Source organism: Rubrivirga marina, assembly GCF_002283365.1.
GTDB lineage: Bacteria > Bacteroidota > Rhodothermia > Rhodothermales > Rubricoccaceae > Rubrivirga > Rubrivirga marina.
In genome coordinates, this window is sequence record NZ_MQWD01000001.1 from 464542 (window position 1) to 484531 (window position 19990).

General features: G+C 72.4%; 17 protein-coding genes and 1 tRNA gene. 12 read left to right on the top strand and 6 right to left on the bottom strand.

Annotation, left to right across the window (positions count from 1 at the left end; translation table 11 throughout):
* Window positions 1-217: 217 nt before the first annotated feature.
* Entirely contained in the window at window positions 218-2482 is a 2265-nt protein-coding gene (locus tag BSZ37_RS01865; protein ID WP_095508910.1) for a CHRD domain-containing protein, read from the bottom strand.
* Window positions 2483-2703: 221 nt separating this feature from the next.
* On the opposite strand from BSZ37_RS01865, the gene BSZ37_RS01870 reads away from it, so the two are divergent.
* From BSZ37_RS01870 to BSZ37_RS01890, 5 genes are all read left to right on the top strand, one after another.
* The gene (locus BSZ37_RS01870) at window positions 2704-3945 is read left to right on the top strand and encodes a 4-hydroxy-3-methylbut-2-enyl diphosphate reductase (RefSeq protein WP_095508911.1); all 1242 of its coding nucleotides are present in this window, start codon (window positions 2704-2706) and stop codon (window positions 3943-3945) included.
* Between the two features lie 198 nt (window positions 3946-4143).
* Window positions 4144-4569, top strand: a complete 426-nt coding sequence (locus BSZ37_RS01875) for a cytochrome c oxidase assembly factor Coa1 family protein (protein WP_179299426.1) — start codon at window positions 4144-4146, stop codon at window positions 4567-4569.
* A gap of 79 nt (window positions 4570-4648) precedes the next feature.
* Entirely contained in the window at window positions 4649-6025 is a 1377-nt protein-coding gene (locus BSZ37_RS01880) for a dipeptidase (RefSeq protein WP_095508913.1), read from the top strand.
* Entirely contained in the window at window positions 6026-6955 is a 930-nt protein-coding gene (locus BSZ37_RS01885) for a hypothetical protein (protein ID WP_095508914.1), read from the top strand.
* A gap of 99 nt (window positions 6956-7054) precedes the next feature.
* Window positions 7055-8311, top strand: coding sequence for a L,D-transpeptidase family protein (locus BSZ37_RS01890; RefSeq protein WP_095508915.1), 1257 nt, complete (start codon window positions 7055-7057; stop codon window positions 8309-8311).
* Between the two features lie 46 nt (window positions 8312-8357).
* On the opposite strand, the gene BSZ37_RS01895 is transcribed toward BSZ37_RS01890, so the two are convergent.
* Window positions 8358-9065 (bottom strand): M23 family metallopeptidase, encoded by a 708-nt coding sequence (locus tag BSZ37_RS01895; protein WP_095508916.1) that lies wholly within the window; start codon window positions 9063-9065, stop codon window positions 8358-8360.
* An 87-nt stretch (window positions 9066-9152) separates the two neighbouring features.
* Here BSZ37_RS01895 and BSZ37_RS01900 point away from each other — a divergent pair, with 87 nt between their 5' ends.
* On the top strand, window positions 9153-9494 hold the full coding sequence (locus BSZ37_RS01900) for a hypothetical protein (RefSeq protein WP_095508917.1): 342 nt from the start codon (window positions 9153-9155) through the stop codon (window positions 9492-9494).
* Window positions 9495-9544: 50 nt separating this feature from the next.
* Here BSZ37_RS01900 and BSZ37_RS01905 read toward each other — a convergent pair whose 3' ends face one another.
* Window positions 9545-10420, bottom strand: coding sequence for an acyl-CoA thioesterase (locus tag BSZ37_RS01905; RefSeq protein ID WP_095508918.1), 876 nt, complete (start codon window positions 10418-10420; stop codon window positions 9545-9547).
* Between the two features lie 204 nt (window positions 10421-10624).
* Between BSZ37_RS01905 and BSZ37_RS21365 the strand changes: the two genes are divergently transcribed.
* Window positions 10625-10843: a hypothetical protein gene (locus BSZ37_RS21365; protein WP_143537531.1), complete on the top strand. Its 219-nt coding sequence runs from the start codon at window positions 10625-10627 to the stop codon at window positions 10841-10843.
* Window positions 10844-10958: 115 nt separating this feature from the next.
* Here BSZ37_RS21365 and BSZ37_RS01915 read toward each other — a convergent pair whose 3' ends face one another.
* From BSZ37_RS01915 to BSZ37_RS01925, 3 genes are all read right to left on the bottom strand, one after another.
* The gene (locus BSZ37_RS01915; RefSeq protein WP_218830364.1) at window positions 10959-12956 is read right to left on the bottom strand and encodes a glycoside hydrolase family 15 protein; all 1998 of its coding nucleotides are present in this window, start codon (window positions 12954-12956) and stop codon (window positions 10959-10961) included.
* Between the two features lie 121 nt (window positions 12957-13077).
* Complete coding sequence (gene otsB / locus BSZ37_RS01920) at window positions 13078-13785, bottom strand: trehalose-phosphatase (RefSeq protein ID WP_095508920.1); 708 nt, start codon at window positions 13783-13785, stop codon at window positions 13078-13080.
* A gap of 247 nt (window positions 13786-14032) precedes the next feature.
* Window positions 14033-15466: an alpha,alpha-trehalose-phosphate synthase (UDP-forming) gene (locus BSZ37_RS01925; RefSeq protein ID WP_095508921.1), complete on the bottom strand. Its 1434-nt coding sequence runs from the start codon at window positions 15464-15466 to the stop codon at window positions 14033-14035.
* A gap of 124 nt (window positions 15467-15590) precedes the next feature.
* Between BSZ37_RS01925 and BSZ37_RS01930 the strand changes: the two genes are divergently transcribed.
* The 5 genes from BSZ37_RS01930 to BSZ37_RS01950 all read left to right on the top strand — a co-directional run bounded on the left by BSZ37_RS01930 (window position 15591) and on the right by BSZ37_RS01950 (window position 19989).
* Window positions 15591-15673, top strand: a tRNA-Leu gene (locus BSZ37_RS01930).
* A 146-nt stretch (window positions 15674-15819) separates the two neighbouring features.
* The gene (locus BSZ37_RS01935; RefSeq protein ID WP_095508922.1) at window positions 15820-17118 is read left to right on the top strand and encodes a site-specific integrase; all 1299 of its coding nucleotides are present in this window, start codon (window positions 15820-15822) and stop codon (window positions 17116-17118) included.
* Between the two features lie 92 nt (window positions 17119-17210).
* The gene (locus tag BSZ37_RS21370; protein WP_143537532.1) at window positions 17211-18344 is read left to right on the top strand and encodes a hypothetical protein; all 1134 of its coding nucleotides are present in this window, start codon (window positions 17211-17213) and stop codon (window positions 18342-18344) included.
* Between the two features lie 73 nt (window positions 18345-18417).
* The gene (locus tag BSZ37_RS01945; protein ID WP_179299427.1) at window positions 18418-18723 is read left to right on the top strand and encodes a helix-turn-helix domain-containing protein; all 306 of its coding nucleotides are present in this window, start codon (window positions 18418-18420) and stop codon (window positions 18721-18723) included.
* Between the two features lie 99 nt (window positions 18724-18822).
* On the top strand, window positions 18823-19989 hold the full coding sequence (locus BSZ37_RS01950; RefSeq protein ID WP_095508925.1) for an AAA family ATPase: 1167 nt from the start codon (window positions 18823-18825) through the stop codon (window positions 19987-19989).
* Window position 19990: the final 1 nt, after the last annotated feature.

Here is a 19990-nt window from a genome sequence, read left to right on the forward strand (position 1 = left end):
CGAATGTAGAGGCAGGATGAACCAATTGGAAGGGGTTCCATGCTGACTTGGTGATTTGATGAGTTTCCCGACTCCGCCACCTCTGGCCCCTGACCCTCTTTGCCGAGCCCCCAGGAGACTCATCCGGCGACCGCCCCCCCAGATGGCAGTCCCTGAAAAACGACGGCGGGGCGGAGCCCGAAGGCCCCGCCCCGCAGACCGGACTCGGTCGGGACGGTTAACGGAGGACGGTCACCGTCCGGGTCCGTGTGGCCCCGTCGACGTCGAGACGGAGGACGTAGACGCCCGCGGCGAGGCCGGCGGTGTCGAGCGTGGCCGTCTGCGCGCCGGCGCCGAGCGGGCCGGCGGCCAGCGTCTGGACACGGCGGCCGAGCACGTCGAAGAGCGCGAGCGTGGCCTGGCCCGGGGCGCCGGCCCCGAACTGGACCGCTGTCTGCCCGCGGACCGGGTTCTCGACGGCCAGCGTGAGCGCCGCGGCCGGGTCCGCCTCGGTCGCCACGCCGCGCGGGGTCACGTCGTCGGCGTCGAGCAGGAGGAGCTGGTACCCGTTGACCGGCGAGTCGAAGTCGAACTGGCTGACGATGCCCGTGAGATCGGCGACCTCAGGGATGTCGGTCCCGTCGACCGACGTGTCGTCGGCGTTCGGGATCCGGAGCGTGACGGTCCCGACGGCGCCCGAGCCGTCCTCGATCTGGTAGGTCGAGGCCGCCATGAACGTCCCGTCGGGGTCGGTCCCGGCGTCGGTCCCGTCGGGGTCGATGGTCACGGCCTGGACCGTGACCAGCTCGCCCTCGTAGGTCTCGCCGTCGAGCGAGATCTCGTTGAGTGTGACGACCTGCGGCTCGGGGACGTCGGTCGTCCCGAGGATCTCAAACGAGGCGAGGTCATCCCCATTGATCTGGAGGAGGTTGGCGAACTCCGAGAGCGTGCCCGTTACGCGGAGGCGCGTGCCCGGCTCGATGGCGCCGCTGGCGACGGCGTCGGAGAAGGCGCCCTCGACCTGGCGGACCGTGAGGCCGGCGGTCTCGTCCTGGAGGTAGGTAAAGTCCCCCATCGTTCGCGTGACCGTCCCCTCGACCGTGACGGTCGCGTCGACGCCCTGGGCTCGCGCGTCGGCGATCGAGCCGGACGCCATGTCCACCGCGGTGCCGATCTGGCCTCGGATCTCGCCGCTGGGGACCTCGGCCGAGTGGACGTTGACGTAGGCGAGCCCGGCCCGGATCGAGTCGGCGAACGTCGGGCGGACCGTGAACGTGTTGGCCGAGGCCTCGAACGTCCCCCCCCGCATGTCGGCGTCGACCGCCGGGGCGAGCGCCTGGACCACCGGGCCGTTCGCCCCGGCCGCGCCCGCGTGGATGTGCGACGCCGCGTAGGCGCCGGAGAGCCCGCTGAACGACCCCGTCACGGTGACCGTGGCGCCGTCGAGGCGGACGGAGCCCGAGCCCGTCGCGTCCGTGGCGACCGGAGGGACCTCGTTGTCTCCGCTCAGCGAGAACGGCAGCGTGTGCGTCTGCGTCCCCAGTTGGCCTCGGATCTCGCCGCTGGGGACCTCGGCCGAGTGGACGTTGACGTAGGCGAGCCCGGCCCGGATCGAGTCGGCGAACGTCGGGCGGACCGTGAACGTGTTGGCCGAGGCCTCGAACGTCCCCCCCCGCATGTCGGCGTCGACCGCCGGGGCGAGCGCCTGGACCACCGGGCCGTTCGCCCCGGCCGCGCCCGCGTGGATGTGCGACGCCGCGTAGGCGCCGGACAGGCCGACGAAGCGGCCGGTGACCGTGAGCGTGGTGCCGTCGAGGACGGCGGTCACGCCGCCCTTGGCGTCGGTCTCCACGGGCGGCACCTCGTTCTGGCCCCGCAGGAGCGCGTTGAAGCTCGTGGCCCCGGAGGAGCCCACGTTGGCCGCGCCCGGGGTCGCCAGCGCGGCGACGATGGTGTCGCTGCCGTCGGGCGAGCGCTGGGTGGACTCGTTGTCCTTGTCGCCGTTCTCGTCCTCGTTGTACTGGACGGTCTGGCCCAGCGCGGCGAGGAGGTCCGGGGCGTCGTCGTCGCTCGTGTCGTATACAATCGCGTCGACGAGGTCCGTGGTCGAGGGCGCCGTCCCGTTGGGGAAGTCGGCGGCCGACCCGGTGTAGAGGGCGACGGCGTCGGCGCCGTTCTGGAGCGCCCCGCTGGAGCCCGGCTCGAACGTCTGCGTCACGTTCACGACGCCGGGGTTGCCGAGGACGTAGTACGCGCCGGGGGCCAGGGTCCCCGAGAGGTCGTACGCCCCGTACGACACGGTGCCGTTGCCGTTGAAGAACACCACGACGTAGTCGTCGAGCGCGACGGCGGCAGAGCCGGCGTTGTAGAGCTCGACGAACTCGGCCGTGTCGGAGCCGGGCGTGTCCGCGTCGACCTCGTTGATGACGACTTGGGCCGAGGCGACGCCGGAGCCGGCGAGGAGGAGCGCGAGGAGCGCGCCCAGGGAGTAGCGGATGGGCATAGGATCAGAGATGAGGTGGGATCGAGAGAGCCAGAGATGCTCAGGACGGTACGAGACGCCCAGCGGGAGGGTCCGCCTCGGCCGAGTCCCCACGGAAACATGACGCGGGTCTCGGGCGAATGCCGAGGGCCAATTCTGTGCGGAGCGCGCGCCGCATCGCAACGCCGCCCGCCCGGCGCCGTTGGTCCGGGTAGCTTTCCGCCCCGCCCGAGCCCGTCCGCATGGCCCGCCAGTTCGACGTCCCCGCCTTCTACCGGAGCCCGATCGTGACGCGGGTCAAGGCGGCCCGCCGCGCGGCCGACCCGCGCAAGAAGGACCTCGCGCCGAGCGTGCTCAACTTCGGCCCGCTCCGCGTGAAGCTGGCCCGCCACTTCGGGTTCTGCTTCGGCGTCGAGAACGCCATCGAGATCGCGTACCGGGCCCTCGACGAGCACCCCGAGGCGGCCGCGGCCGGCCGGATCCACCTCCTCTCGGAGATGATCCACAACCCGCACGTCAACGAGGACCTCCAGGCCCGCGGCGTCCGGTTCCTGCGGACGACCGCCGGCGAGCAGCTCATCCCGTTCTCCGACCTCGGCCCGGACGACCTCGTCATCGTCCCGGCCTTCGGCGCGCCGACGGAGACGCTCGCCGAGCTCACCGCGCGTGGCGTCGACGTGCAGGCCTACGACACGACGTGCCCATTCGTCGTGCGCGTGTGGAAGAAGGGAGCGCAGATCGGCCAGAAGGGGTTCACGGTCGTCGTCCACGGCAAGCGCCAGCACGAGGAGACGCGGGCCACGTTCAGCCGGGCCGCCGCGGACGCGCCCGTCGTCGTGGTGCGGGACATGGAGGGGACCGAGGCCCTCGCGGCCGTCATCGAGGGCCGCGAGGGCGCCGATTTTTTCTGGGACCGCTTCGAGGGCATGACGACGGAGGGCTTCGACCCCGGCCGCGACCTCGCCCGGATCGGCGTCGTGAACCAGACGACGATGCTGGCGACCGAGACGGCGGCCATCGCCGAGCGCCTCCGCCAGGCCGTGATCACCCGCGACGGCGACGACGCGAACGTGGCCGACACGTCCGACACGCTCTGCTACGCGACGAAGGAGAACCAGGACGCGACGGACGCCCTCATCGCCTCCGGCGCCGACCTCGCGATCGTCGTCGGCGGCTACAACTCGTCGAACACGTCGCACCTCGTCGAGCTCTGCGAGGACGCTGGCCTGCCGACCTACTTCGTCAAGGACGCCGACGAACTCGTCTCCCCCGAGCTCATCCGCCACTTCGACTGGCGGACCAAGACGATGCGCGAGACGGCCGACTGGCTGCCCGAGGCGCGCCCAGTCGAGGTCTTGCTCACGGCCGGCGCCTCGTGCCCCGACGCTCTCCTCGACGCCGTCATCCAGCGGCTGCTGGGCTGGGTCGAGGGCACGCGCCCGGTCGACGACGCGCTGGAGCCGTTCGAGGCCGAGCCGGCGTAGCCCCGCCCGCCTCGGCGCCGGCGTCAAGGAACCCGATGGGCAATGGCCTCGCGCCAGCCCCTCGCCCTGAGCGGAGCGAAGGATCCGGCCGGGGCCGAGCGTGGCCGAGATCCGAGACCCTCCACCTCAGCCCCGAGGTGGAGGGAGCCGGCGGAATCGGCTGGCCCTCTATGTTGGCGGCATGCCCCGCTCGTCGCCATGCGCGGAGCCCTGTCCGTCCTCACCGGCCTCGTCGGGCTGGCCCTCTTCATGGCCCTCCTCTGGGCCGGCTGCTCGACGTTCCTCAAGAACAACGGCGCCTACGAGCGCGGCGTCGCGACGGCACGGGCCGACCCGGTCGTGGAGAAGGCGCTCGGCGCGCCGGTCCGCGAGAGCTGGTTTCTGAACGGGAGCATCGAGGGCGACGGGATGACGACGCGCGGGTCCTGGCTCGTCCGCCTGAGCGGCGAGCGGGGCGCCGGGACGCTCCGAATCGCGGGCTACAAGGCCGACGGCGACTGGCGCGTCGTGTCGATGGCCCTCGATGCCGACGACGTCCGCTACGTGTACGTGCCCGGCGTGGGCTTCCGGGCGCCCGCCGAGGGCTCTGCTGTCGAGGGACCGCCCGACATCCTCGGCCACTGAGTCCGATCCGCTCCACGCGGAGCCGTGCGGCGTCACGGGCGTACGCGCTCCACACGACTCCACTCCCCTCTCCCCTCGAATGGACGCCCCCCTCCAGTACGCCAAGGACCACGCCGACCGCTTCGTCGAAGAGCTCAAGGCCTGGCTCCGGATCCCTTCCATCTCGACCGACCCGACGTACGCCACGCAGACCCGGAGCGCGGCCGAGTGGCTCGCCGACAACCTCCGCGACGCGGGCATGGGAGACGTCGAGGTCATGGAGACCGACGGCCACCCCGTCGTCTACGCCGAGCACCACGTCTCGGACGACGCGCCGACGGTCCTCGTCTACGGCCACTACGACGTCCAGCCGCCGGACCCGCTCGAGCTGTGGGACAACGACCCGTTCGAGCCCGTCGAGAAAGACGGCGACCTCGTCGCGCGCGGCTCGGCCGACGACAAGGGCCAGGCGTTCATGCACGTCAAGGCCGCCGAGTCGTGGCTCGCTACGGACCAGCCGCCCGTGAACCTCAAGTTCGTCATCGAGGGCGAGGAGGAGAACGGGAGCGTCCACCTCCCGGGCTTCTTGGAGGAGCACAAGGACAAGCTGGCGGCCGACGTCTGCCTCGTGAGCGACACGGCCCTCTTCGCGCCGGGCGTCCCGTCGATCGCCTACGGCCTCCGCGGCCTCGCCTACGTCGAGGTCACGCTGACGGGCCCCAAGAAGGACCTCCACTCGGGCGTCTACGGCGGCGGCGTCGAGAACCCGATCAACGCGCTCGCGGCCATGATCGCGGCCCTCCACGACGACGACCACCGCGTGACCGTCGAGGGGTTCTACGACGACGTCGTGGCGCTGAGCGACGACGAGCGCGAGGCGTACCGGGACCTACCGTTCGATGAGGCGGCCTGGAAGGACGAGGCCGGCGTGTCCGAGACGAAGACCGAGGCGGGCTACTCCGTCCTTGAGGGGACCACGGGCCGGCCGACGCTCGACTGCAACGGGATCTGGGGCGGCTACACCGGCGAGGGCGCCAAGACGGTCCTCCCGTCGAAGGCCAGCGCCAAGATCTCGTGCCGCCTCGTCCCGAACCAGACGCCGGGCGACATCACGGAGAAGCTGCGGACGCACTTCGAGGCCCACGTTCCGGACACGATGTCGCTCACGTTCCGCGACCTCCACGGGGGCCACGGCGTGCTCGTCGACCGCGAGGCGCCGGCCATGCAGGCGGCCTCGGAGGCCCTTGAGGCCGTGTTCGGGCAGACGCCGTACTTCACGCGCGAGGGCGGCTCGATCCCCGTCGTCGCCGACTTCAAGCGGATCCTCGGGCTCGACACGGTGCTGATGGGCTTCGGCCTCGACTCGGACTCGATCCACTCGCCGAACGAGCGGTTCGGGCTCGACCGGTTCCACCAGGGGATCGAGGCGTCGGTCCGGTTCATGGACGCCTACGCCCGCCAGAAGGAGGCGGCCTAGGTGCGCGCGCCGCTCGCCGCGCTGGCGGTCGCCCTCGCCGCGTGCGGGGGCGCCCCGGCTCCCGAAGCGGCCCTCCCTCCGCCCCCCGCGCTCCCCGTCGGCCTCGGCGAGCGCCTAGCCGAGGCGGGCCTCGTCGCCGAGCCCCTCGACGGCGCCGACGGCTACGGCCTCGCCGAGGTCCGGTCGGACTCCGGCTCGTTCCTGGGCCAGTGGATCGACCTGCGCCGCGTCGAGGTGCGGCAGGTGATGGGCGAGGTCGAGCCCGGCTCCGACGAGCCGTCGGCGTTCCACCCGGAGGCACCGAGCCCCCAGTTCGCGCTGGTCGACCCGGCGGCCGTGGTCGCCGAGGCGGAGGGAGACGGGGCGTTCGCCGTGCTGAATGGGGCGTTCTTCGAGACGCCCGGCGTCCCGACGTCGCAGCTGGCGTTCCCCGTCGCCCTCGGCGGCGTGGCGGTCACGGGTGGAAGCAGTCCCTACGGGCCCGGGAGGCCCGGCGCGGAGGGGGAGCGATGGGCCCGACCGCTCCGCGCGCTCGGCCTCGACACGCTCGCCAACGTCGCCGACTACGACCCAGCGACGGGCGCCCCGCTCGGGGCACCCGGGTTCGCCGACGCCGTCGTGAGCTATGCGCCCGAGGCCCACCCGGCGCGGATCGCCACGCGCTTCCACGTCCTCGGCCCGCTCGACGCCGACGGCGACGGTGCGGCCGAGACCCTCGTCATCGTCACCAGCGATGGGCGGACGCGGATCGGCGCGGCGGCCTCGGTCCTCGCCCGCCTCGGCGTCGACGCGGGCCGGATGCTGGCGCTCGACGGCGGCGCCTCGGTCCTCGTCCGGAACCGGCGCGCGGGCACGCTCCACGAACCAACGTCGGCCGGCGGGCGCTCGCCGCAGTGGCTGCCGCACTACCTCGTCGTCGCGCCCCGATAGGCAACCCGGGCGGTGAAGAGCAGATGCGCCGGCCCCCGGCGACGAACGTTAGGGAAGAGGTGGCGTTGGAGGGGCCCTTTCCCCCTGGCCCCTCCCACCATGCGCGCCCTCCCGCTGCTCCTCGCCTTCGGCTTTGCCTTCGCCGCCTGCCAGCTCGACGGCGGCGAGACGGAGCCCACGACCGACCCCGACCCGGCGCCGGCCCCCGACACCACGTCCGCCTCGGGGCGGATCTCGACCACCGGCGGCCTCGGCCTCCCGTCCGCCGACGACCTCGAAGGGGGCCGCTACACCGGCCGGGGCCGCGACCTCGTCGAGGTGGACACGGCCGGCCAAGCGGCGGCGGCCCGGACCAACCCGGAGACGCTGGCCGCGATCGACACGACCGAGGCGTGGTCGAGCCCGATCCGCGTGCCGCTCGGCGGCGACGTGGCCGGGCCGAGCGTCGTCAAGCTCCAGACGCTGCTCGACCGGGCCGGCTTCTCGCCGGGCCAGATCGACGGCCGCTGGGGCGACAACACCGAGCTCGCGCTCTCGTGGTTTCAGAAGGCCGAGGGCCTCCGCGTGACCGGCATCGCCGACCGGGCCACGGTCCGCTCGCTCTCGCAGCGCGCCGGGCAGCCGGGCCAGCTCATCACGACCGTCACGCTCTCCGAGGACGCCGTCGCCGGGCCATTCACCGAGATCCCCGACGACGTCTACGCCAAGGCCGAGCTCGACCGGCTCGGCTACGAGTCGCTCTCCGAGAAGCTGGGCGAGCGGTTCCATGCCGCGCCCGAGCTGCTCGCGCGGCTCAACGGAGGCCGCGACCTCGACGCGCTCTCCGCGGGCGACACCCTCCGCGTGCCGAACGTCGGGAGCGCGCCGCGCCCGTCAAGCGCCGTCTCGCGGCTCGTGATCTCGAGCGAGGCCGGCTACCTCCACGCCCTCGCCGACGACGGGACCGTCCTGTTCCACGCGCCCGTGACCGTCGGCGCGAGCTACGACCCGTCGCCCGAGGGCGCCTTCGAGGTCCGCGCCATCGCCCGGAACCCGGAGTGGCACTACCAGCCGGCGATCCTGGAAAGCGTGCCGGACGACGCCGAGGAGGCCACGCTCCCGCCCGGCCCCAACAACGCCGTCGGCGTGGTGTGGATGGCGCTCTCGAAGGAGCACTACGGCATCCACGGGACGAGCGCGCCCGAGACCATCGGCTACGCGTCGTCGGCCGGCTGCGTGCGCCTGACGAACTGGGACGCCGAGCGGCTGGCGGCCATGATCGAGCCCGGCGTGCCGGTCCGCTTCCGCGACGTCGCCGGCCGGCCCGGACAGCGCGCGCCCACCGACACGACCACGATGGCCGCGCGGTCGCGGTAGCGACGGCCCCGTGACTCCGCCCGCCTCGCCCCCGAGGCGGGCCGATCTAGCGCCGGCTCAGCAGCGGGTACGGGTTGACCGGCGTCCCGTCCCAGAAGTCGGCGGGGTCGGCCGTGCGCCAGATGGCGAAGTGGAGGTGCGTGTTGCCCGGCGCCGCGTTGCCCGTGTCGCCGACGCCGCCCAGAAACTGCCCGCGGCGGACCCGCTGGCCTGCCTTCAGTCCCGGCGCGTAGCTGTCGAGGTGCGCGTAGTAGTAGACCGTCCGGCGGTCGGCGCCGAGTTGGTAGATCGTCAGGCCGCCCCTGTCGCTGGTGAACAGGCGGACGATCTCGCCGGCCACGGCCGCCCGCACGGGCGTCCCCCGCGGGGCCAGGATGTCGATGGCGTCGTGCGACCGCCCCTCACTGCGCGCGGCCTCGAACGTGTCGACGAGGTCGCCGGGCTCGATGCCGGCCACCGGCATCGCCAGTCCGGACGCGCTCACGGTGGGTGCCTCGCGGATCGGTGGGTCGGTTCGGCCCGCCTCGTCCGGCGTCACGCGTCTCGTGTCGGCGCCGGCCGCGGGCGGCGTCTCCTCGGCCGGCGGGGGCACGGCTCTCGTCGTGTCGGTGCTGGGCGCCTTCGCCTCGGGCGGCGCGTCGACCACGTCGCGGCCGTCGGCGCAGTCGCACTCGACGCCGGGAGGCCGCTCCGAGGCCGGTTCGAACCGGCACGCGGCGAGGGCGCAGAGCAGGAGTAGGGCGAGTGCGCGCATGGGCCTGGGGGAACGCCGGTCCCCTACGCCCAGCCCGGATCGCCCGATCCACGCGCCCGTTGGTACCGGGCATTCCGACCTCCTGCCATGTCTGTCCAACTCAACACCTCCGGCCGCGACCACGCCCGCGACCTCGTCGCCAAGGACCAGTACGTCAAGGACTCTGACTGGTCAGAGGCCCAGCCCTCCACCGACGACGAGAACGACTTCATCGAGCGGAACGGCTGGGACGCCTACGCCCAGTGGCACCTCGCGATCGACACCGACGAGAACGAGGAGACGAAGGGCCGCTACAAGTTCCCCTTCGGCGACTTCCGACGCGTCCACCGGAGCGGCCTCGTCGCCGCCAAGCAGCGGGCCGGCGAGTGGGACTATGCCGACGTGGAAGAGGCCGCCGACGCGCTCCTCCAGGACGTGCCTTCCGCCTGACCCCGCCCGCCTCGACGCCTCCGTCCACCGACTCCTCGAGGCGGGCGTGGTCAGCCGCGTGTCCGGTCCGGGTCGACGGGCCGGATCAGGCCCTCCTGCGCCGCGCTCGCCACGAGCCGGCCGTCGGCGTCGGTGACCTGCCCGCGCGTGAAGCCCCGCGCGCCGGCCGCCGTCGGCGCCTCCATCGAGTACAGGAGCCAGTCGTCGGCGCGGAACGGGCGGTGGAACCAGAGCGCGTGGTCGAGCGAGGCCGCCTGGATCGTCCCGTCGAACACCGACCGCGCGTGCGGGAGCAGCGCCGTCTGGAGGAGGCCCCAGTCGCTCGCGTAAGCCAGCACGGCCTGGTGGATCAGCGGGTCGTCGGGGAGCGGGCCGGCCGCCTTCAGCCACGTCGCCGCGCGTGCCTCGCGGGGCTCCGGCGCGAGCGGGTTCACGGGGTCGACCGGCCGGAAGTGGATCGGGCGCTCGCGTGTGAGGACGGTCCGGAGCGGCTCCGGGATCTGGTCGGCGACGGCCGTCGCGAGGTCGCGCTCGGACGGGACGCCCTCGGGGCCGTGCACGTCGGGCCGCTCGGGCTGATGCTCGAGGCCCGGCTCGTCGCGGTGGAACGAGAGCGACGCGTTGAAGATGGGCCGCCCGTGCTGGATGGCCGTCACGCGCCGCGTCGTGAACGAGCCGCCGTCGCGGAGCTTCTCGACCTCGTACACGATGGGCGCCTCGACGTCGCCCGGGAGGATGAAGTAGGCGTGGAGCGAGTGGCACTGGCGACCGCCCTCGACGGAGCGGCCAGCGGCCACGAGCGCCTGCGCCAGCACCTGCCCGCCGAACACGCGCGGGCTCGCGAGCGGCCGGTTCCGCCCGCGGAAGATGTGGACCTCGATGGGCTCGAGGTCGAGGAGGTCGAGGAGGTCGTCGAGCGCGCTCATCTGGGGTCGAGAGAGGTGAGGCCCAAGAAACCGAGGCCGGACGCCCTCGGGGGGCGTTCATGCGTTTTCATCGCGGGGGCTTGCCAGGACGCCCCCCTGTCGGGTTATTTCGCGTCGTGCGCGGCGGGACCCCCCGCCCGCACCGAGCCGAGTCGCTCCGGCCCGTTCACCCTCACCCACCGGCGCTCTGCGCCCCCCGTTGACATGAAGAAGTTCCTGCCCCTGATTGCTGCCCTCGCCGTCTTCGGTTGCGCCGAGGAGCCGGCCGACGTCGACACGACCATCGTGGAGCCCGCCGAGACCGTCACCCCCCCGGCCGACGACATGATGATGGACGACACCACCATGACGGACGACATGATGATGGAGGACACCACCATGGTGGACGGCGAGATGATGGAGGACACGACGTCCACCATGTAATCGCCTCGGGCCTCGGCCCGATCGATTCCCGCGCCCCGGTTGCCGCTTGGCAGCCGGGGCGCGCTCGTTTCTGGCCCGCCCCGCCTCGGGCACGAACCGCCCGAGGCGGGCGGGGTCAGCGGGCGCCCGTGGGACCGGCGTGGGCGTTCGGCTCCGCGCCGGGGTGGAGCGCGACGGTCTCGGAACGGGCCTGCTCCGGCTCCGACGGCGTCTGGCCCGAGCGCCGGCCCGGCCCGCGCTCGTCGAGCGCCCGGTCGATGTTGTAGGCCGCCGAGATCAGGCCGAGGTGGCTGAACGCCTGGGGGAAGTTGCCCAGCGCCTGCCCGCTCAGCCCGGTCATCTCGGCGAACAGGCCGAGGTGGTTCGAGTAGCCCAGCATCTTCTCGAACATGACGCGGGCCTTCTCGAGGTAGGCCGGCTCGATCCGTCCGGCCCGCGCGAGGGCCTCCACGAGCCAGAACGAGCACAGGTTGAACGCGCCCTCCTCGCCCCCGACGCCGTCGTCGATCTCGCCCGTGTTGTAGCGCCAGACGAGGCAGTCCGACGTCAGGCCGCCGTCCTCGGGCGCCTTGAGCGTCTCCTCCAGCGTCGCGATCATCCGCGGGTCGTTGGGCCCGGTGAAGAAGACGAGCGGCATGAGGAGGTTCGAGGCGTCGAGCGCCGTCCCGCCGAAGGCCTGGACGAACGCGCCGCGCTCCTTGGACCAGCCCCGCTCCATGATGGCCTTGTAGATCTTGTCGCGCGTCTTGAGCCAGCGCTTGCGGGGCGCGGGGAGCGACCGCTTGTCGGCGAGGCGGAGCGCCCGGTCGAGGGCCACCCAGCACATCAGCTTCGAGTACACGAAGTGCTCGCGCGCGCCCCGCACCTCCCAGATCCCCTCGTCCGGCCGGTCCCAGTTGGCGCAGACCCAGTCGACGTACTTGACGATGTCGGTCCAGAACTCCCACGCGACGGGCGTCCCGTACTTGTCGTAGAGGTAGACGGCGTCCAGCAACTCGCCGTAGATGTCAAGCTGGAGCTGGTCGGCGGCCCCGTTCCCCACGCGGACCGGCCGCGAGCCCATGTACCCCTCGAGGTGGTCGAGCTCGAACTCCGGCATGTGCCGCCGCCCGTCGATGCCGTAGACGATCTGGAGCGGGCCGTTGGGGTCGTCGGGGATGCCGGCCTCGCACCGGTCGCGGAGCCACCCGATGAACGACCGGACCTCCGTCGTGAAGCCGATCCGGAGGAGCCCGTAGAGCGTGAACGCGGCGTCGCGGATCCAGGAGTAGCGGTAGTCCCAGTTCCGGTGGCCGCCGAGGTGCTCCGGCAGCGACGTCGTCGGCGCGGCGACGATGGCGCCGGTCGGCTCGAACGTCAGGAGCTTGAGCAGGAGGGCGCTGCGGCGGACCGTCTCGCGCCAGCGGCCGGTGTACGTGCAGCCGACGAGCCAGTCGCGCCAGTAGTCGGTCGTCTCGCGGAACAGGGCGTACTCGGCCTCGCGCGAGAGCGGCTCCTCGAGGCGGCCGGTCGCGTCGAGGTAGCGGAGCTCGAGCGTCACGCGGTCGCCGCGCTCGAGCTCGAAGTCGCGGTAGACCTCCGGCCGGTCGGGGTCGGAGTCGTCGACGTAGAGCGTGCGGACGGTGCTCAGGCCGAGCCGCATCGGCCCGCCGTCGGGGCCACCCGACTCGGACGTGAACACGGCGCCCTCGTCCGTGAGCTCGACCGTGTGCCGGCTCCGGGCGTAGTCGAACGCCGGCGCGACGCGGACCGACACCTTGATGGTCCCGCGGATGACGCGGACGTGGCGGACGAGGCGGTGGTACCCCGCGTCCGGCCCGATGTCGCCGACGGGCATGTAGTCGACGACCTCGGCCGCGCCCTGCTCGCCCGTGAACCGCGTCACGAGGACGTTCGAGTCGGGGAGGTACGTCTGGCGGCAGGCGTACCCGCCGTCGACCTCGATCCGGAAGTGCCCGCCCTTCTCGTGGTCGAGGACCGCCCCGAACACGGACGGCGAGTCGAAGTGGGGCAGGCAGAGCCAGTCGACGGCGCCGTTCTTGCCGACGAGCGCGGCCGTCCGCATGTTGCCGACGAGGCCGTAGTCGCCGATGGGGAGGTAGGGGGAGCTCACAGGCGGTCTCTGGGTCGGGCGCGGGGGAAAACCGGAAGGTCGGCGAACGGCCGCCCTACGGCAGAGGTCCGCAGGGTCCGCCGATGCGGCCCCGCCCGACACGCGGGCGGGGCCGGCTCTATCAGTCCAGGAACCGCCGGAGGTAGGCGACCACGTCCTCGACGCCGCCGAGGCGGTGGCCCGCGACCGTCTCGCCCTCGCCCACTTTGACGGTGACGGTCGGCTGGCGGAGGGCTTGGAGGGCGCGGAAGGCGTCCTCGTCGGTCACGTCGTCGCCGAGGTAGACGGGCGTCCGGTCGGGGTGGGCGGCGGCGAGGCGGGCCACGGCCGTCCCCTTCGAGACGCCCTCGGCGCGGAGCTCGACGACGGCCTTCCCCCAGATGGGCACGAGGCCGGCGGGGACGGCCTCGGCCCACCGCTCCAGCTCCGCCCGCGCGGCGTCGGCGTCGGGCGCGTGGCGGTAGTGGACGGCGAACGCGGCGCCTTTGTCCTCGACCACGACGCCCTCGGCAGCGGGCACGGCGGCTCGGAGGTCGGCCAGCACGTCGGCGTGCTCGTCGGCCGCGCGGGTGTCGACGGTCCCGTCGGCCCAGCCCTCCTCGGCCCCGTGGAGCCCGACGGCCGGGAGCCGCTGGTTCAGGAGCCGGCCGAGGGCGGCCAGGTCGCGCCCGGTGATCACGACGACCTCGTGCGCCTCGGCGAGCTCGGCGAGGAGGTCGGGCACGGCCGGGTGGGGCACGGCCTTCTCGGGGTCGCCGACGATGGGCGCCAGCGTCCCGTCGTAGTCGAGGAAGAGGAGCGGGCGGTCGGGGACGGGGGGCTGGTCCATCGGATGAGTGGGGGAAGGTCAGATTGGGGAAGTGGACGTGCTGGGCACGCCAGCGGCACCGTCTCCCCATGTCATTCTGAGCGAGTGGAGCGAGCCGAAGGATCCCTGGTGCGGCCGAGTCTCGAGTTGACGCCGGGGGCGCGGCCCGGTCGCGGTGCTCGCCCGAGATCCGTCGACTCCGGCCCGCGGCCTCCGCTCAGGTTGACACGCAACGAGGGTAAGAGCGAGTTGGAGACGACGGGCGGCGTTAGTCCTCGCCCTCGGCATCGAGCGACTCGAGGAAGCGTTGGGCCCAGACGTGGACGTCGAGGTCGCGGACGGCCTCGCGCATCTGGCTCAGGCGGGCGCGGCGCTCGGTCTCGGGGAGGTCGAGCGCCGTGTCGAGCGTCCGCGCGAGGCCATCGGCGTCGTAGGGGTTGACGAGGAACGCGCCGTCGAGGTAGTCGGCGGCGCCGGTGAGCTCGGAGAGGACGAGCGCGCCGGGCCGGCCGCCGCGCTCGGCACAGACGGCGCTGACGGCGGCGAACTCGTGGGCCACGAGGTTCATCCCGTCGCGGAGCGGCGTCACGAAGGCGACGTCGGCGGCCTGGTAGTACGCCGCCAACTCGGCCTGGTCGAACGACTGGTAGCGGTAGCGGACGGGCGCCCAGGCGCCCTTCGCGTAGCGCCCGTTGATCCGGCCCGAGGCCTCGTCCATCTCGCGCTTGAGCTGGTCGTAGGCCGGCACGCCGGTCCGGCTGGGCGTGGCGATCTGGACGAGCGAGACCTCGCCGTGGCGCTCGGGGTAGAGCTCGAGGAACCGCTCGAACGCCTCCATCCGCAGAAGGAGGCCCTTCGTGTAGTCGAGCCGGTCGACGCCGAGGACGATCTGGACACCGCCGAGGTCCTCGCGGATCTCGGCCGCCATCTCCGCCGCGCCGGGCGCCATCGCGAGCCCCTCGAACCGCTCGACGTCGATCCCGATGGGGTGCGACTCGGCCCGGCAGCGGTGGCCCTCGAAGGTGATCGTCTCGCCCTCCACCTTCGCCCCCAGCAGGTCCCGGGCCGACTCGCGGAAGTTCTCGGCGTACCCCTCCGTGTGGAACCCGACGAGGTCGGAGGCGAGCATCCCCCGCAGGAGGTCGCGGGCCGATGGGAGGATCCGGAAGACCTCCGAGGCGGGCCACGGCACGTGCCAGAAGAACCCGATGCGGGCGTCGGGCAGCCCCGCCCGGATCGTCTCCGGGACGAGCATCATGTGGTAGTCCTGGACCCAGAACGTCGGCTGCTCGCGGCCGGCCGCCAGGTCCGTGCGGGCCACGTCGAGCGCGGCATGCGCGAACCGGCGGTTGACGGCGCGGTAGGCGTCGCGGAAGCTCCGGTCGGGCTCGACGTGCTCGACGAGGTAGTGCGAGAGCGGCCACAGCACGCGGTTGGCCATGCCCTGGTAGAACGCCTCGAACTCGGGCTCCTCGAGCGGCACGCGGCGGACGGTGAAGGCCGCGGTCTCGGGCGGGTACGTCTGGGTGAGCGGCGTCTCTTCGTCGGGCCCGCGCATGGCGACCCACGCGCCGCCGCGGTCTTCGAGCACGGGGAGGAGCGCCGAGGCGAGGCCGCCGAGACTGGGAGCCCACCCGTCGGGGGTCGGGCGGATCGGGGCGCGGTTGGCGACGAGGACGAGCGACACGAGGCGGACGGGCATGAGGAGGGGCCCGGGACCTACGCCCCGCGTCGCGCGCTGTTCGGGGCGTTCTCGGGCTCGGGGGTCTCCGCGCGGTCCTCCACCTCGGGGCCGAGGCGGGCCGGGTGGCGTAGTTTCGGGGCGCGCCCGGATGGCGGAATGGTAGACGCGGCGGTCTCAAACACCGCTGGCTTCACGGCCGTGTGGGTTCGAGTCCCACTCCGGGCACAACATGAGATCAGACGACTCCCGGTCAACTCCGGGAGTCCCCTTTTCTCCCACCTCAGGCACGTTTTGAGAGCGGCCGGGTATTGGATGAGTTCGGTTGATACCCTACTTTTCCTTTCACCCTACCTTTCGCCCCGGCGCCGCCCATGGCGACCGTCCGCCCCGTCCTCTGGGCCCACAAGACGAACCGGCACGGGCACCACCCGATACGGCTCCGGTTCGCCGACGCCTCGGGGTCGCTCTACCTCTCGGTGGGGGCCTACGTCCACCCCCGGCACTGGAACGGGCGGGCCGAGCGCGTGCGGAAGACGCACGACCTCTACGAGGAGTACAACCGGCTCATCGAGACGAAGTTGAACGCGGCCGAGCGTGAGCGGCTCCGGCTCCTGACGATCGGCGAGGTCCCGACGGCCGCGGCGCTCAAGGCGGCCGTGGTGGGCAAGGGGTACACCGACTGCTTCCTCGACTTCGTGCAAGGGCACCTCGACGTCGTCGAGGAGCAGGGGAACGTCGGGCGGGTTCGGAAGGAGCGGGCCGTCATGGCCAAGCTGGAGGCGTTCGGCGGCTCCCCCCTCCCCTTCCGACGCCTCACGCCCGCCTTCCTCGACCGGTGGACGGCGTGGCTCCTGACGGAGCGGAAGAACAAGGCGTCGACGGTCGCCAGCGCGATCACGATCGTCCGGCTCCACTACAACCGGGCCGCCCGCCACGGCGTCGTGCGCGCCTCCGACTCGCCGTTCCACAACTACAAACCCCCGCGGATCGAGAAGCCGTCGCGGGCGAAGCTCACGGCCGACCAGGTGGCCGCGATCCAGGCCCTCGACTTCGGGCCGGCCGGGCCGGAGGGGTCCGGGCTCGCCAAGGTCCGCGACTGGTTCCTCTTCTCGCTCTACGCGCAGGGGATGCGGTTCTCGGACGTCGTCCAACTACGGCGGTCCGACGTCGTTCGCACGGAGGCGGGCGAAGACGACGACGGCGAGCCCATCGTGACGTACCGCGTTCGGTACCGAATGGGCAAGACGAAATCGACGAACGACGTGCTCCTCGTCCCCCAGGCCTTGGCCATCCTTGAGCCCTACCTCGGCCGCGAGGTCCCCGCGAGCGGCGACGGAGGGGGAGAGGTCGAGGATCCCTATCTCTTCGACGCGCTCGACCGCTACGACACCTCGACCCCGGGGGGGCTCCACAAGGCGCTCTCCAGCCGGAACGCCTACGCCAACAAGGTCCTCCGCCAGATCGCCGAGCGGGCCAAGATCGAGGACCACCTCTCGTTCCACGTCGCGCGGCACACGTTCGCCGACCTCGCTCGGAAGGGCGGGTGGAGCGTGTACGACGTGAACCGGGCGCTCCGCCACTCCTCCCTCTCCATCACGGACGGGTACCTCGCCGGGTTCGACGCCGAGGCCCTCGACGAGCGGATGCGGGGCCTCTTCGGCGGCCGGTAACCGCGCACGGCACCCCAACCCCACGGCCGCGGCGCGGTCGTCCACGCCTCCCCAGACCCAGGCCGGTCTCGGCGACCCTACCCATCGATCGAATGGACGCATCGCTAGAGCCCTACGTGCGCAAGTTCGTGTCGACCCTCGGGTCAAAGCGCCGCTACAGGCGGGCGGCGACGGATCTCTACGTGTTCACGGAGAGGGACGACGGGCACCCCTTCGGCCGGGTCCTGTCCCGACCCCACGACCTCGTGTGGGGCCACACGGCCAGCGGGCCGAGGTACGAGTGGGAACTCGGCGTCGAGCCCGATATCCGAGACGTCCACGAGGAGTGGGACCGGCTGGTCGGGCCGGTCCTCGATGGGGCTCGGGAGCCCGGGGTCCAGGCCGCCGAGGAGGCGTACCTCCGCGGCGGGCTCCGAGAGCTCGGGGAGCACGAGGCCGTCGAGCGCGAGGGGATGGCCCGGGACCTCAAGGACGCCCGGGCGACCGTGGACCACGCGGCGGACGTGATCCGGGCCCTCGCCCTGGAGGCCGCCATCAAGAACGAGTTGCTGCCGAACCCGGACTGGGGAACGGACTGGCGCACGGCGATGGGGGACATCCCGGAGTTGATGGGGACGCTTGGCGGGGACGACTCCTGCCACTTCGCCCCCCTCACCGTGAGCTCCGCCTCGCTCTACTCGTTCGCGCGGCGGCTCCACCGGGGGGTCATGTGGGGCGAGGGCGCCGGGTTCGTGGGCGACGCGCTCTGTCAGCTCTACGCCGTCTATGGTCTCGACTGTTGTCTCGTCATCGCCCAGCACTCGGGTCTCCATGGCCTCGAATCCGAGGTTCGGGCGCACCGCGACTCCTTCCTGAGGCGAAGCGCGGCCGTGCGAGCCGCGAGTTCGCTTGCGTTGGACCGGCCCAGGGCCACGGCAGTCGCGAGCCGGGCGCGGGACCTAAAGGCCACGGAGCCCAAAATGGAGACGGCGAGTCCCGAGCGAGACGGTGTGACTATCGAGCCGTCCCGGTTCACTCACGACGAGTTCGCCGAGCAGGTCGTGCGGGCCCACTTCGCCGAAGGCCGGACGTGGACGGACGCGTACGAGACGGTCGAGCGGAGGGCGTCGGGGTCCGGGGGGTCACCGTTCACGGACTTCCTCTTGTTCGACCACAGCGCCGCGAAGAAGAAAGCGGCGAAGGGCTACCGCCCGGCCAGCGACGACGCCCCCAACGCCGTTGGGTAGAGAAACCACGCGACGTTGGTCGTGGTGGCGGTAGATGCCGTCGGACGTTGGATGCGTACCCACCGTGTCACCGATGACCGACTTCGCCGGAGTCATTCAGGAGCTAGTCCGCACCACGTCAGAGCAGGTCGCGGAGCGGACGGCCCGACGCCTCCTCAACGAACTCGTCCCCCACCTTCGGCGATCGCCGGGCCGGCCCTCAATCGGGTTCCTCACGAACCGCGAGGCGCAGGCCGCCTTGGGGGTGTCGAAGGCGACCCTCGCGAGGTGGAGGAAGGACGGGACGCTCGCGCACTCGAAGGTCGGGCAGAACGTGTACTACGCGATCGCCGACGTCGAGGGGCTCCTCGCTAGCCGCCGCGTCCGGCGCGAGGGGTAACCCGGAGCGCGCCCGGGGACGGGGTGTCCCCGGGCGCACGGCATCACCCACGCGGTCCGGCGGGGCTCTACGTCGCCGGGGCCGCAAGCGACTACATCCATGCTAGCACCAAATCCCGGGCCGTCAGCGGCCCCGTCCACGGACTCCGTCCCCGCTCTCCCCGGCGTCCTCGCCTCCGAGGTCGAGAGCGTCCCCGTCCACTGGCTCTGGCGGGGACGGCTGGCCCTCGGGAAGATGACGATCCTCGACGGGGACCCCGGCCTCGGGAAGTCGACGTTGTACGCGGCGATCGCTGCCTGCGTGACCCTCGGGAGGGAGTGGCCCGACGGCGGGCACTGCGAGCACCCGGGAGCCGTCGTCGTCGTGACCGGCGAGGACGACCCCGCCGACACGATCCGGCCTCGCCTAGAAGCGTCCGGGGCCGACCTCACGCAGGTCCGCGTGCTCGACGTAGTCCAAGACCTCCGCGGGCCGCGCACCGCCGTCTTCCCCCGAGACACGGAGCTCGTGGCCCGGGTGTGCTCGGAGATGGGGGCGACGCTCCTCGTCGTCGACCCATTCTCGGCGCACCTGGAGGGGTCCGTGGACTCGCACAACGACGCGAGCGTCCGGTCCGCCCTGGCCCCGTTGCAGGAGACCGCCCGGCGCCACGGGTTCGCCGTCCTCCTTGTCCGCCACCTCAACAAGTCCGGCGGGTCGAAGGCGATCTATCGGGGGATGGGGTCGATCGGCGTCATCGGGGCCGCCCGGATCGGCCTCGTCGTCGCGGAGGACCCGACGGACCCGGCCCCGCAGGGGGAGCGCCGGGTGGTCCTCGCGACGCACAAGAACAACGTGATGAAGTGGGCTCCGTCGCTCGCGTTCCGGATTGTGGACTCGCCCGAACACGGGGCCGGCGTGGTCCAGTGGGAGGGGCCCACCGGACTCCGGGCCGACGACCTGTTCGAGCCCGCGATGCGGTCGTCGTCCCCAGTCCAGGACGACGCCGAGTCGTTCCTTCAGGCCGCGCTTTCGACGGGTCCCCGGCCGTCGAGGGAGGTCGAGGCCGAGGCCGAGGAGGTCGGCGTCAGCAAGACCGCCCTTCGCCGCGCCCGCCAGTCCCTCGGCGTCGATCACCGCCGCGAGGGGTTCGGGGCGGACGGGGTGTACTACTGGTTCCTCCCGGAGCAGGGGGACGGGACGAGCTCGCATACGCCCAAGCTCGCCATGCCCGACCCCTCCCTGGAGGGGGGCAACCTTGACGAGCATGGGGACGAGTCCCCGTAGG